Below are 12,311 nucleotides of genomic sequence, written 5' to 3' on the forward strand. Positions count from 1 at the left end.
ACCCATGACCCTGCCAGACAGGTTCATCGACCATAATTCGCAGCCCGCGCAATATGACGAGGCAGGCCTCAACGCCCCCCATATCGTCGCTACCGCACTTAACGCGCTGGGCATTGACGCTACGAACATCGGTGGCATGCTTGCAGAGAACTTGCCAAACCGCGCAATGGGCACAAAATCGTAATCCATGAAACGTATGTCTTTCCGTGCAGGCGTCCTGCTCAGCATGAGCATGGCGCTGCTTCCAGTGGCCGGGGCCGGACTGTCCGCTCCTGTCGCTTTCGCCCAGTCCGCATCCGCTGCCACGCCGCAGGCGCCGATCGAGGCGCTTTACAAGGCGCTGGACCAGATCCAGCACTCGCATGACAGCTTCGCGCAGCGCAGCCAGGTGGCCGCCACCGCGATAGACCAGAGCTACGACCTGGACACTTTCGTGAAAACATCGGTCGGGCTGCGCTACAATTCGCTGGCCCCTGATGAAAAGCAGAAGCTGCTGACAGCATTCCGCAATTATACGGCGGCGCGCTACGTCTCGAACTTCAAGCCCGGTTCGGACGTGCGCTTCACGATCGCCCCCACCGTGACGGATTCCCCCGTGGGTGGTGCGAAGGTCGTGCAGACCCATCTGGGGACCGAGGAATCCATGCCCGGCACTGAGGTGGACTACCTCATGCAGAATGAAAACGGGTCGTGGAAGATCATCGACGTGCTGCTGACCGACACCCATATCAGCCAGGCTGGCGCGCAGCGGTCCGATTTCACGTCCACGCTGATGTCCGGCGGTGTGCCGGCTCTCATCTCCTATCTGGAACGCAAGGTCCAGAGCTACTCCAACGACTGAGAACCAGCAAGCAGGCAGGACCCAAGCGTGCGGCGTCGCAGACAGACAACAGGCCTGGTGGCAGGGCCCATGACAGCCCGGCCATGAGCAGCGTTTTCCCGGTTCTGGCTGTGGGCTGCGCAGCGCTGGCGGGCACGGGATGTGTCCAGGCCCTTCTGGGGGCCGGCCTGCTGGCGCGTTTCCGGCGCACGGAACGACGCCCGACCACGCTTGTGCAGCCGCCGCCCGTGACGGTGCTCAAGCCCCTGTACGGGGCCGAACCCCTGCTGGATGAAGCCCTGGAAAGCTTCTGCACGCAGGATTACCCGCAGATGCAGATCCTGTTCGGGGTGCGTGAGGCCGATGATGCGGCGGTGGAGATCGTCCGCCAGTTGCAGCGCCGCCACCCCCGGCTGGACATGCAGCTTGTCGTGGACCCTGCCCTGCACGGAATCAACCGCAAGATCAGCAACCTGATGAATGTCATGCCTTACGTGAAGCATGACATCCTGGTCATTTCCGATTCCGACATCCATGTCACCCCGGATTACCTGCGCCATGTGGTGACGGCGCTGAACACGCCGGGCACGGGGCTTGTCACCACGCTTTACGCGGGCCTGCCCGCCGTGCATACGCTGGTGCAGGCGCTGGCCGCATGCCAGATCAACCACAACTTCCTGCCCGGGGTCATTCTCTCGCGCTATCTGGGCCGCCAGGACTGCCTGGGAGCGACCATGGCGCTGCGCCGCAGCGTGCTGGACGCGGTGGGCGGGCTTGAAGCCCTGGTCGACCACGTGGCGGACGATGCCCTGCTGGGCCGGCTGATCCGCCAGCACGGGCTGAACATCGCCATTGCCGAATGCATGACCTGGACCACCATTGCCGAATCCAGCTTCGGGGAGCTTATGCACCACGAACTGCGCTGGGGCCGCACGGTCTGTGCCCTGGCGCCGGCCGGTTATGCTGCGTCTTCCATCCAGTTGCCCCTGTTCTGGGCGAGCCTTGCGGTCCTGTTCCAGCCCCATGCGGGCTGGAGCCTGCCGTTCTTCTGGGCCGTGTGGGCCGTGCGGGCGCTGACGTCCGTGATCATAGACCGGGCAGTGGGGTCGCGCTCACTCTGGCCGGTGCTGCTGCTGCCCCTGCGGGACTGGCTGTCGGCCGCCATCATGCTGGGAAGTGCAAGTGGCACGGAAGTGCATTGGCGCGGCCAGACCATGCATGTGGGCCCGCACCCGACGGCGCCGCCACCCGCGCCACCGGCTTTTTCCGCCAGCCAGCAGGGGCCTGCAACGCCGCCCCCGTAATCCGAGACTTGTATTTTCCCTATCCACCAGAGTAATTGCCTAATCCAACGCAGATGCAAATCTCCCCCGCCTGCATGGAGCAGGCCCTTCGATCCGCTTCACGCCTTTCTTGTCAGGATAGAAACCGATGACGATGAGAACCCTTTTTCTCCAGCCCCCCACCTTTGACGGCTTCGACGGTGGCGCTGGCTCGCGCTATCAGGCGCGACGCGAAATCAAGTCTTTCTGGTATCCGACATGGCTGGCCCAGCCCGCGGCCCTGGTGGAAGGCAGCCGGCTGATCGACGCCCCGCCCGCGCGCATGGGCATGGAGCCCGTGCTCGAAGACGTGAAGAACCGCGACCTTGTGGTGCTGCATACCTCTACCCCGTCCTTCGGCAAGGACGTGCAGGTGGCGCAGATGCTCAAGGACGTGAACCCCAACCTCAAGATCGGCATGGTGGGCGCGAAGGTTGCCGTGCAGCCCGAGGAAAGCCTGCTCAAGGGTGCGCCGATCGACTTCGTGGCCCGCAACGAATTCGACTTCACGATCAAGGACATTGCCGACGGCATGGACTTCAAGGACGTGGACGGCATTACCTGGCGCAACAAGAATGGCGAGATCATTGCCAACCGCGACCGCGCCATGATCGAGGACATGGACAGCCTGCCCTTCGTGACCGAGGTGTACAAGCGTGACCTGCGGATCGAGGACTATTTCATCGGTTACCTCATGCACCCGTATATTTCCATCTATACGGGTCGTGGCTGCAAGTCGCGCTGCACGTTCTGCCTGTGGCCGCAGACCGTGGGCGGGCACCGCTACCGCACGCGCAGCCCGCAGCACGTGGCGGCTGAAATTCGCCTGGCCATGCAGTATTTCCCGCAGGTGAAGGAATTCTTCTTCGACGACGACACCTTCACCGACGACCTGCCCCGCGCCGAAGCCATTGCCCGCGAACTGGGCAAGCTGGGCGTGACCTGGTCGTGCAACGCCAAGGCCAATGTGCCGCGCGATACGCTCAAGGTGCTGCGCGACAACGGGCTGCGCCTGCTGCTGGTCGGCTACGAAAGCGGCAACCAGCAGATCCTGCACAACATCAAGAAGGGCATGCGCGTTGAAGTCGCGCGCGAGTTCACCAAGAACTGCCATGAACTTGGCATCAAGATTCACGGCACCTTCATTCTGGGCCTGCCGGGCGAAACCAAGGAGACCATTCAGGAAACCATCCGCTTCGCTCAGGAAATCAACCCGCATACGCTCCAGGTTTCCCTGGCGGCCCCCTATCCCGGCACGGCTTTGCACAAGCAGGCCACGGAAAACGGCTGGCTGGACGAGAGCAATGCCGAACTGATCGATGAAAACGGCGTGCAGATGGCCCCCCTGCACTACCCGCATCTGTCCCACACCGAGATTTTCACCAGCGTGGAAGAATTCTACAAGAAGTTCTACTTCCGCGCGCCGAAGATCGCCTCCATCCTGGGTGAAATGATCACCTCCCCCCAGATGATGAAGCGCCGCCTGCGCGAAGGTGTGGAATTCTTCCAGTTCCTCAAGGACCGCAAGGCAGCCTGAAGCCTGCCCCATGGCCGTTTGACCATCGCGGCCATGACAGCCCTTCCGTGCCGGTGCTAAACACCTGCCGGAAGGAGCCCCACTATGAAACGCGCCATTATCTCCGCCGATGATTTCGGCATGTCTGTCGAAGTCAACGAAGCCATCGAGATCGCCCATCGCGACGGCCTGCTGTCCACTGCCAGCCTGATGGTGGCGGGGGCGGCGGCACAGGACGCGGTGGAGCGCGCGCGGCGCCTGCCCACGCTCAATGTCGGGCTGCACCTTGTCACCATCGAAGGCCCCGCCGTCCTGCCCCATGCGCGCCTGCCGCTGGTGACCGATGGGAATGGCTGGTTTTCCTCATCCCAACTGGGGCTGGGCGTGGATTATTTCTTCCGCCCCGAGGGACGGCGCGAATTACGCGCCGAAATTACCGCCCAATTTGAAGCCTTCGCCCGCACGGGGCTGCGGCTGGACCATGCGAACGCCCACAAGCACATGCACCTGCACCCCACCGTGGGCGCGCTGATGATCGAGATCGGCAGGCGTTACGGCCTGAACGCCGTGCGCATTCCGCTGGAACCGCCTGCCCCCCTCATGGCGGCGGGCAACTATACCGACACGCTGGGGGATGCCGCCCTGCGCCACTGGACCCGGCTGCTGCGCCACCAGGTGCGGCGTGCGGGCATGCGCGCCAATGACTGGTGCTTCGGCCTGGCGTGGAGCGGGCACATGACAGCGGACCGCGTGGCGGCGCTGGCAGCACACCTGCCCGATGGCGTGTCGGAAATCTACTTCCACCCGGCCACGCACAAGAACGCGCTGCTTCAGCGGCTCATGCCCGGTTATGACCATGAAGGCGAATTCGACGCCCTGTGTTCAAGTGGCTTTCGGGTCGGGCTTGCGCAGTCGCATACACAGCTTTGCGGCTGGCAGGATGTGCCCCTGCCGCGGGCAGGCTGACGCATATATTTATTGTTATAACAAAATAAGGGAAAGAATTTTCCCTTTATTCCGTTTTTTTAAATTTTTGCGTAACATTGTTGCGCAACACCCCTTGACGGCAGTTTTATATTCTGGCTGTGATGGCGGGCCGACAAAAACATAAAAAAGAACGGTTGGTCCCATGTCTTATCTGTTCACGCATATGCTGCGTTCCCGTCCTGTTACGCGCCACCGCCATGTGGCCCTTGCCGACGCCATGCGGGTCTAGCCGCCCGGTCTCGCACCGGATGTGTCTGGCCCGCATCGATCACTGCGCGCGAGACACCCTGACCCCCAGCACATTGGCATGACGACCCGCCCGGCAGGCGCACCAAGGGGTTGACCCGGCATGCGCCTGTTCCTGGCAGCCGTCGTAACAGGATATCTGTCGAAATGAGTTCCCACTCCACCAGCCGCCGCCCGTGGGGCGGCGCGCGCCCTCGTACGCTCACCGCACTGCATGCGGGCTACGCCAGCCTTGCCGTGGCAACGCTGTGGCCCCTGCCCGCCGCCTTCGCCCAGACGAATGGCGGTACCCCGGCTGCCACGCCTGTTCAGACGCAGCCCGCGCAGGCACATTCCGCACGCCCCCCGGCCACACCAGCCCAGGCCATGCAGGACCAGGCTTTACAGACGGCAGGGCGGCCCCAGGCCAGCACGGCCCCAACGCCTGCTGCCCACGGTGCATCATCGCGTGCGGCTTCTCCCGCCCCCGTCAAGGCAGGGGCCGCGACCGAGATCACGGTCATCGGGCCGGACCCGGCTGCCCTGCGCCGCCCGCCCAATACGCCCATTCCCCCCAGCGGCGTGCCAGTCCTGCCTTCGCCGGGCCTTGCGACATTGGGGATCGCCCCCATCATGCCCTCGGAAAGCAGGCATACCGCCCACCAGATCGAACTGGACGCCATAAGCGAAGGCGAAGGGCCGTCCGCCCTGCTGCCTGCCTGGCTTGACGCGCAGCGCCATGCCGACCTGGACGACCCCTACTACGTGCCCACGGCTGGCACCGGCCATCTTGTTCCGCAGCTTATGCCGTTCCGCGACCGGCTGCGCGATAAGGGCTTTACCTTCACCTTCTCCTACAAGGGGGAAATGATGGGCCTGTTCGATGGCGGCCTGCCGGGCCAGAAAGGCACCAGCTACGTGCATGAACTGACCTTGCAGGGCACGTTCGACCTGGGCCGCATGGCCCCCAGCCTGAATGGCTGGTCGGTGCATGCGCTGGTGCTGGAACGCGCGGGCAAGGCCATACAGAGCACCCGCGCGGGCGAATATTACGTGGCCTTGCAGGAGGTGTATTCGCTTTCGGGCAACGTCGCGGCCCATCTGGTGGATATGTACGCCGAAAAGAAAATGCGCCACAACACGCTGGATGTCATTTTCGGGCGCATGTCGCTGACCCATGTCTATGCCACATCGCCGCTGCTGTGTTCGTTTATGGTCACCTGTTCGGCCCCCGTGGCGCTGAAACAGGACCCCGCGTTCAGCGTCTATCCCAAGGCGACTTGGGGCGCGCGCATCCGCCTGCGCCCCACGCGGGACACGGCCTTGCAGGTGGGGGCCTATTCGGTCGACACCTTGCAGGACAACCCGTCGGGCTGGGCATGGGGGGCGGAGAACGCCACGGGCCTGACCCTGCCGATCGAGTTCACGTGGCAGCCTTACCTGACCCGCAACCGCCTGCCCGGCCATTACGTGATCGGCTATGCGCATGATACGACGCGCTATGCCGACAAGATCGGCTCCGTCCTGCCCGCAAAGATCGCGGCGCACCTGCCGGGCACGCGTTCGGCCCCGGCGGATATCTTCTGGCTGGAGACGGACCAGATGGTCTACCGCCTGGGTGGGCGCAACGAGATGGCGGGCGGCTACCTGATGGCGGGATATATCCATGTCACGCCCCGGGCCGTGAACCTGTCGGACGAAGCCTATGCGGGCTTTTCGCTGGTGGGGCTTATTCCCAAGCGCGTGACGGACCGGATGGGCGTTCTGTATTCGTGGTACAAGGTCAGCGACCGGCGGCGCGAAAGCCAGGTTCTGGCCATGGAACAGGGCTACTCATTAGGGTCCACAATTCACGGTATCCAGAACAGTTCGCAGGTGATCGAGGCCTATTACGGTATAGACGCGGCCCCGGGCGTGCTGATCCAGCCCGAATTCCAGTACATGATCCACCCGGGCGAAACCCATAACATCCCCAACGCCGCCATGATGGGGCTGAAGGTGGTCGCCAACCTGTAAGCCCGTTACGCAGCATGCCCAGAGGGAGAACGGCCGGGGTCTCCCTCACCACGGCACCGGGTGGCAGTATCCGCACCCCCTGGCCGCGCGCTGGCCGTTCACCGTGCCTGGTCCCTGGGTATTACGCGCCCAAGGCCTAGGCATGGCAGGCTGCCTCTGCTAGTCAGCAGATGACTGTTCAACCCGCGTGCGACTGGCCGCTGCATACCGGCATGACCGACACATCCGACACCACACCCCCCGGCCCACGCCTGACCGACAGGGCGGAAGCGGCCCGCGCCGAACGGCTGGCGCGCCAGGCCGCAGCCCTGCGCGCCAACCTGCGCCGCCGCAAGGAACAGGCGCGCACCCGCCAGGACAGATCTACCCCCGAGACAGACACCCCTGGAGAAGACAAGACATGCCCGTGATGCCCGACACATGGATCCGCAAGATGGCGACGGAGCACGGCATGATCGAACCTTTTGTCGAAAACCAGCGGCGCGAAGGGGTTATTTCCTACGGCCTGTCATCCTACGGGTACGATGCGCGCGTGGCGGATGATTTCCGTATTTTCACCGATGTGAACAACGCCATCGTGGACCCCAAGAACTTCAGCCCCGAAGGCTTTGTCTCGCGCAAGGCGGATGAATGCATTATTCCGCCCAACAGCTTCGTGCTGGCCCATACGGTGGAATATTTCCGCATCCCGCGTGACGTGCTGGTGGTGTGCCTAGGCAAGTCCACCTATGCGCGCTGCGGCATTATCGTGAACGTGACCCCGCTCGAACCCGAATGGGAAGGGCAGGTCACGATCGAGATCAGCAACACGACCCCCCTGCCCGCGCGTATCTACGCCAATGAAGGCATCTGCCAGTTCCTGTTCTTCAAGGGCGACAGCCCGTGCGAGGTCAGCTACGCGGACCGGGCGGGCAAGTATATGGGCCAGCGTGGCGTTGCCACGCCAAGGATGTAACCCCATGGACCGTTTTGTCATTCACGGCGGCCGCCCCCTGCGGGGCGACATTGTTATTGGCGGGGCCAAGAACGCGGGGCTGAAACTGCTGGTGGCAGGCCTGCTGACAGCCGAGCGCCTGACCCTGACCAACGTGCCGCGCATTGCCGATATCACCACCATGCGCGAATTGCTGGGCCAGCACGGGCTGGACGTGCAGGATCTGTCCGGTGACGGATCGGTCCTGTCGGTGGGCGGGGATATTACCAATACCGAAGCGCCCTACGATATCGTCTCCAAGATGCGGGCCTCCATTCTCGTGCTCGGGCCGCTGCTGGCACGGTGCCGCAAGGCGCGTGTCTCGCTCCCCGGCGGGTGCGCCATCGGCACGCGGCCGGTGGACCTGCACCTGAAAGGCCTGGAAACGCTGGGGGCGGAGATCACGCTCGAGAACGGGTATATCAACGCCCAGGCCCCCCAGGGGCTGAAAGGCGAACGGATTATCCTGCCGTTTGCCTCCGTTGGGGCGACCGAGAACCTGATGATGGCGGCCACCCTGGCCAAGGGGCGCACGGAAATCATCAACGCCGCGCGCGAGCCCGAAATGGTGGACCTGGCCAACTGCCTGAACGCCATGGGCGCACGGATCGAAGGGGCCGGCAGCGGCACCATCGTGATCGATGGGGTGGACGCCCTGCACGGGGCCGAGCACCGGATCATGCCTGACCGGATCGAATGCGGCACCTATGCCTGTGCCGCCGCCATAACCGGGGGCGACCTGCGGCTGATCGGCGGGCATGTCGATCATCTGGGTGCCGTCGCGCGCGCGCTGGAGGAAACCGGCGTGGAAGTCACCCAGGATGGGGACGCCATGCGCGTACGCCGGACGGGTGCGCTGCGCGGCATCGATATCATGACCGAGCCCTATCCCGGCTTCCCCACCGACATGCAGGCCCAGTTCATGGCCCTGCTTTCGGTGGCCGAGGGCGCGTCCATGATTACGGAAACCATTTTTGAAAATCGCTTCATGCATGTGCCCGAACTGAACCGCATGGGCGCGCGCATCAACGTGCATGGTTCATCCGCCATCATTCGCGGCGTGCACAGCCTGTCGGGGGCCCCCGTCATGGCGACGGACCTGCGGGCCTCGTTCTCGCTGATCCTGGCGGGGCTTGCCGCCCATGGGGAGACGATCCTCAGCCGCGTCTATCATCTGGACCGTGGTTATGAGGCCGTGGAGCGCAAGCTTGCCGCCTGCGGCGCACAGATCGAACGCCTGCGCGACTGAACCCGACAGGATCGCTGCCGCCCTGACCGGAAATATGCCCGGCGGGCGGGCAGTGGCCTGAAACCCTCGCCCGCCGAAGTGTAACCAGCACGCCGTCGCCGTTACAGGCTGGCGCATTTTCCTCTGTCACACCATAGCCTGTAGCCTGTCTGGCGCGCGCGGGATTGCCCGGGCGTGGCCGGCCTGGCGCGACTGACGAGCGCCCTTGCCTGCAAGACCCGGCCAACACAGGGCAGGCCGGATTCCCGGCGGGGCAACGGGCCGCCGGGAATTTCCCGATAAAGGGGCTTGCACTCGAAAAGCCCTGCCCCTGTCAGTAAACCCCGATCACAGCCTGCGGGGCATTGTGGCCTGTGCCGTGCGGGTCAGTCCCACCACACGCTCAGGGTACGCACGCCCTGGGCGCCGCGAATCAGCACGCCCTGGATATCCGCCGTGGCGGAAGGCCCGCTCATCAGCACGCCGTATCTGGCGCTCTTGAACTCCGGCCGTTCGATATAGGCCGTGTGCATGTTCGCAGTCAGGTCGGCGGGGGAGAGAATGACCACGATATGCTGCGTCAGATGGGCCGCGGAATTGAGGTTGTGCAGTTGCGCCTCGCTCAGGAAGATCGAGCCCATTTCCGCAATGCCGAAGGGGGCTCGCACCACCAGCACGTCGACCGTGGCCGCCTGCTGGGGAGAGGCCAGGTCCTGAATGCGGATCGTGCCGTCAAATTCCGGCACGGCGGAACAGACGATCTTGGCATCAGGAAAGCGGCGGGCAATGGCTGTAGCCAATGTATCGCCTTCCTGGCGTTCGAGCACCTGCCCGCCCAGAATCTGCAGGCTGTTCTCGAACCGGGCCTGGCCGTTATCCATGTCGCCCAGGCGGGCCACCGGCGGCAGGGGGTGTTCGGCAGGTTTCGGCCGGTTGTCCCGCAGGCGGCTCAGGATAGTATCGCGCGCGCTCATGCGTTTTCCCCTTTCTTGGCGGTGGCCTTCGGCGCGGCCTTGCCTGCATCCACACGGTTTTTCTTGTACCAGTTATGGAATGTCTGGCTGACCGGGTGTGGCAGTTCGCGGTGCTTGCCCCACGGGTTCAGCCAGTTATACAGCACGAAGCGCGGCATGGCGCTGAGTGCGACCTCCGTGCCGTTGATGGCCGCGCGGTACAGCTTGGGCTGGCCCATCAGCTTGCCCGCCATGTGCATGATCTCGCGTTTGACGAAGGGCAGTTCATGGTGTTCGGCCAGCACGCGCCGCCATTTGTAAAGCTGTTCGTGAATATTGATCTTGACCGGGCAGACATTGGTGCAACTGCCGTTCATGGTCGAGGCAAAAGGCAGGGTGCTGTATTTGCGTTCGTTGAAGGTGGGGTCGATAATCGCGCCAATGGGGCCGGAATAGACCGCACCGTACGACAGCCCGCCTGAGCGGCGATAGACCGGGCAGGTATTCATGCACGCCCCGCAGCGGATACATTTGAGCGAGGTCCAGAATTCCTCCATCCCCAGCCGGTGCGAACGGCCGTTATCCACCAGTACCACATGCATCTCGCTCCCTTCCTGGGGGCCACGGAAATGCGTGGTGTACTGCGTAATGGGCGAACCCAGCGCACTGCGTGAAAGCAGGCGCACGAACACGCCCAGATCGGCCATGCGCGGCACCAGCCGCTCGATCCCCAATGTGGCGATATGCAGGCCCGGCACGGTCGCACTCAGATCGGCATTGCCTTCATTGGTGCACACAACGAACGTGCCTGTTTCGGCCACCAGGAAGTTACCCCCGGTCATGCCCGCATCGGCTGCCAGAATGACGGGACGGGCGGCCAGGCGCTGCTGCCAGGCAAGGGACTGCGCGTCGTTATCCTTGGGGTCGGTGTGGTAGTGTTCGGCAAAGATCTTGGCCACGTCGGGGATCAGCTTGTGGACGGCAGGCACCACGATATGGCTGGGCATCTGGTCATCAAGCTGCTGGATACGCTCACCCAGGTCGGTTTCGGTCACCACCACCCCGCGCGGTTCGAGATATTCGCGCATGCTGCATTCTTCAGTGACCATGGACTTGGACTTGATCAGCGACTTGGCGCCGTGCTTTTCAAGAATTTCGCCCACGATCCGGTTGTGATCGGCAGCATCCGCCGCCCAGTGCACGTGAATGCCGTTCTTCCTGGCGTTGGCCTCGAACTGTTCCAGATACTCGGGCAGGTTGGCCAGAGTGTGTTCCTTGATCTGCGAGGCCAGGGTGCGCAGGTCCTGCCATTCGGGTAGGATATGCATCTGCTGGTCGCGCTTTTGCCGCAGGTCCCACAGACGTTCGTCGTGGAACGTCATGTGCGGCGTATCTTCTATGAACTCCGCCGCCGCCCGGGCATGGTTGACAGGTTTGACTTTCATTCCCGTGCTCCGTTCAGAATTTCGGCAATATGGATGAAGCGGATCGGCACCCCTGCGCGTTCGGCACAGCCCTGCTGGTGCATCATGCACGACGTATCGGCCGAAACGATATATTCCGCTCCGGCACCATGATGGTCGCGCACCTTGTCCACCCCCATCTTGGCGGAAACCGCTTCTTCCGTGACCGAGAACGTGCCGCCGAAACCGCAGCATTCGTCAGGCCGCTTGGGGGTGGCGAAGGAAATGCCCTTCACTTTCGAAAGCAGGTCCATGGGCTTGGAGAAGAACGGTTCCCCCAGTTCGGACATGCTGGCCGTGCGCAGCGCGCGCAACGTGCCGCAACTGTTGTGCAGCCCGACCTTGTGGGGGAATTCCGCCCAGGGAAAATCCTCGACCTTGAGCACGTCATGCAGGAATTCGACCAGTTCGTAAGTATGTTTGCGAACGTGCCTGACCTCATCCGTCTGGGGAATGGCGTCGAAATTGTCGCGCACATGATGCGCGCAACTGCCCGAGGGCATGACGATGGCATCGTACTGCGCGAAGTTTTTGACAAACAACGCTTCCGCCGCCGCTGCGTCCTTGTTGCAGCCCGAATTGGCCATGGGCTGGCCGCAGCAGGTCTGGTCCATGGGATAGTCCACGTCCTGGCCCAGCCGTTCCAGCAGTTCCAGTGTGGCGATACCCGTTTTCGGATAAAACGCATCGATATAGCAGGGAACGAACAACCCTATTCTCATACCCACCCCCGGTTAGGACCGTCCTTGCAAACGGTCGCTCTTTCTACAAAACAGGCGGAGCACATCGTCCTGCTCTCCGCCCGACC

Annotated in this window: 12 protein-coding genes; 9 read left to right on the forward strand and 3 right to left on the reverse strand. The window is 63.3% G+C overall.

What is annotated here, in order from left to right:
- The 9 genes from J2D77_RS15350 to murA form a co-directional block, all read left to right on the forward strand.
- On the forward strand, nt 1-184 hold a 184-nt coding region (locus tag J2D77_RS15350; RefSeq protein WP_207847288.1), incomplete at its 5' end, for a hypothetical protein.
- 3 nt (nt 185-187) lie between these two features.
- Nucleotides 188-841, forward strand: a complete 654-nt coding sequence (locus tag J2D77_RS15355) for an ABC transporter substrate-binding protein (RefSeq protein ID WP_207847289.1) — start codon at nt 188-190, stop codon at nt 839-841.
- An 83-nt stretch (nt 842-924) separates the two neighbouring features.
- Nucleotides 925-2,124, forward strand: coding sequence for a bacteriohopanetetrol glucosamine biosynthesis glycosyltransferase HpnI (hpnI, locus tag J2D77_RS15360; protein ID WP_207847290.1), 1,200 nt, complete (start codon nt 925-927; stop codon nt 2,122-2,124).
- A gap of 127 nt (nt 2,125-2,251) precedes the next feature.
- Nucleotides 2,252-3,679, forward strand: coding sequence for a hopanoid biosynthesis associated radical SAM protein HpnJ (gene hpnJ / locus J2D77_RS15365; RefSeq protein WP_207847291.1), 1,428 nt, complete (start codon nt 2,252-2,254; stop codon nt 3,677-3,679).
- 84 nt (nt 3,680-3,763) lie between these two features.
- The gene (hpnK, locus tag J2D77_RS15370; RefSeq protein WP_207847292.1) at nt 3,764-4,624 is read left to right on the forward strand and encodes a hopanoid biosynthesis-associated protein HpnK; all 861 of its coding nucleotides are present in this window, start codon (nt 3,764-3,766) and stop codon (nt 4,622-4,624) included.
- A gap of 414 nt (nt 4,625-5,038) precedes the next feature.
- Entirely contained in the window at nt 5,039-6,886 is a 1,848-nt protein-coding gene (locus J2D77_RS15375; RefSeq protein ID WP_230975867.1) for a carbohydrate porin, read from the forward strand.
- Nucleotides 6,887-7,098: 212 nt separating this feature from the next.
- On the forward strand, nt 7,099-7,296 hold the full coding sequence (locus J2D77_RS15380; RefSeq protein WP_207847376.1) for a hypothetical protein: 198 nt from the start codon (nt 7,099-7,101) through the stop codon (nt 7,294-7,296).
- Complete coding sequence (dcd, locus tag J2D77_RS15385; protein WP_207847294.1) at nt 7,287-7,841, forward strand: dCTP deaminase; 555 nt, start codon at nt 7,287-7,289, stop codon at nt 7,839-7,841. The genes J2D77_RS15380 and dcd overlap by 10 nt, the downstream gene beginning before the upstream one ends.
- Before the next feature lie 4 nt (nt 7,842-7,845).
- Nucleotides 7,846-9,108, forward strand: coding sequence for a UDP-N-acetylglucosamine 1-carboxyvinyltransferase (gene murA / locus J2D77_RS15390; protein ID WP_207847296.1), 1,263 nt, complete (start codon nt 7,846-7,848; stop codon nt 9,106-9,108).
- Nucleotides 9,109-9,473: 365 nt separating this feature from the next.
- Here murA and J2D77_RS15395 read toward each other — a convergent pair whose 3' ends face one another.
- Genes J2D77_RS15395 through J2D77_RS15405 form a run of 3 tightly spaced genes read right to left on the reverse strand, consistent with a single transcriptional unit; the run spans nt 9,474 to nt 12,225 of the window.
- Nucleotides 9,474-10,061, reverse strand: coding sequence for a LutC/YkgG family protein (locus J2D77_RS15395; RefSeq protein WP_207847298.1), 588 nt, complete (start codon nt 10,059-10,061; stop codon nt 9,474-9,476).
- A complete protein-coding gene (locus J2D77_RS15400; protein WP_207847300.1) occupies nt 10,058-11,485 on the reverse strand; it encodes a lactate utilization protein B in 1,428 nt (475 codons plus the stop codon). The genes J2D77_RS15395 and J2D77_RS15400 overlap by 4 nt, the downstream gene beginning before the upstream one ends.
- Nucleotides 11,482-12,225, reverse strand: a complete 744-nt coding sequence (locus tag J2D77_RS15405) for a (Fe-S)-binding protein (protein ID WP_207847302.1) — start codon at nt 12,223-12,225, stop codon at nt 11,482-11,484. Before J2D77_RS15405 ends, J2D77_RS15400 begins: the two co-directional genes overlap by 4 nt.
- Between the last annotated feature and the right edge of the window lie 86 nt (nt 12,226-12,311).

Origin of the sequence: Acetobacter garciniae, from assembly GCF_017377735.1 — a bacterium.
Classification (GTDB): domain Bacteria; phylum Pseudomonadota; class Alphaproteobacteria; order Acetobacterales; family Acetobacteraceae; genus Acetobacter; species Acetobacter garciniae.

Bases quoted from the DNA above. Each gene is read 5' to 3' on its own strand.
- J2D77_RS15405 (WP_207847302.1), bottom strand. From the start codon at position 12,225: ATGAGAATAGGGTTGTTCGTTCCCTGCTATATCGATGCGTTTTATCCG.
- hpnI (WP_207847290.1), top strand. From the start codon at position 925: ATGAGCAGCGTTTTCCCGGTTCTGGCTGTGGGCTGCGCAGCGCTGGCG.
- murA (WP_207847296.1), top strand. From the start codon at position 7,846: ATGGACCGTTTTGTCATTCACGGCGGCCGCCCCCTGCGGGGCGACATT.
- hpnJ (WP_207847291.1), top strand. From the start codon at position 2,252: ATGACGATGAGAACCCTTTTTCTCCAGCCCCCCACCTTTGACGGCTTC.
- J2D77_RS15375 (WP_230975867.1), top strand. From the start codon at position 5,039: ATGAGTTCCCACTCCACCAGCCGCCGCCCGTGGGGCGGCGCGCGCCCT.
- hpnK (WP_207847292.1), top strand. From the start codon at position 3,764: ATGAAACGCGCCATTATCTCCGCCGATGATTTCGGCATGTCTGTCGAA.
- dcd (WP_207847294.1), top strand. From the start codon at position 7,287: ATGCCCGTGATGCCCGACACATGGATCCGCAAGATGGCGACGGAGCAC.
- J2D77_RS15355 (WP_207847289.1), top strand. From the start codon at position 188: ATGAAACGTATGTCTTTCCGTGCAGGCGTCCTGCTCAGCATGAGCATG.
- J2D77_RS15380 (WP_207847376.1), top strand. From the start codon at position 7,099: ATGACCGACACATCCGACACCACACCCCCCGGCCCACGCCTGACCGAC.
- J2D77_RS15400 (WP_207847300.1), bottom strand. From the start codon at position 11,485: ATGAAAGTCAAACCTGTCAACCATGCCCGGGCGGCGGCGGAGTTCATA.
- J2D77_RS15395 (WP_207847298.1), bottom strand. From the start codon at position 10,061: ATGAGCGCGCGCGATACTATCCTGAGCCGCCTGCGGGACAACCGGCCG.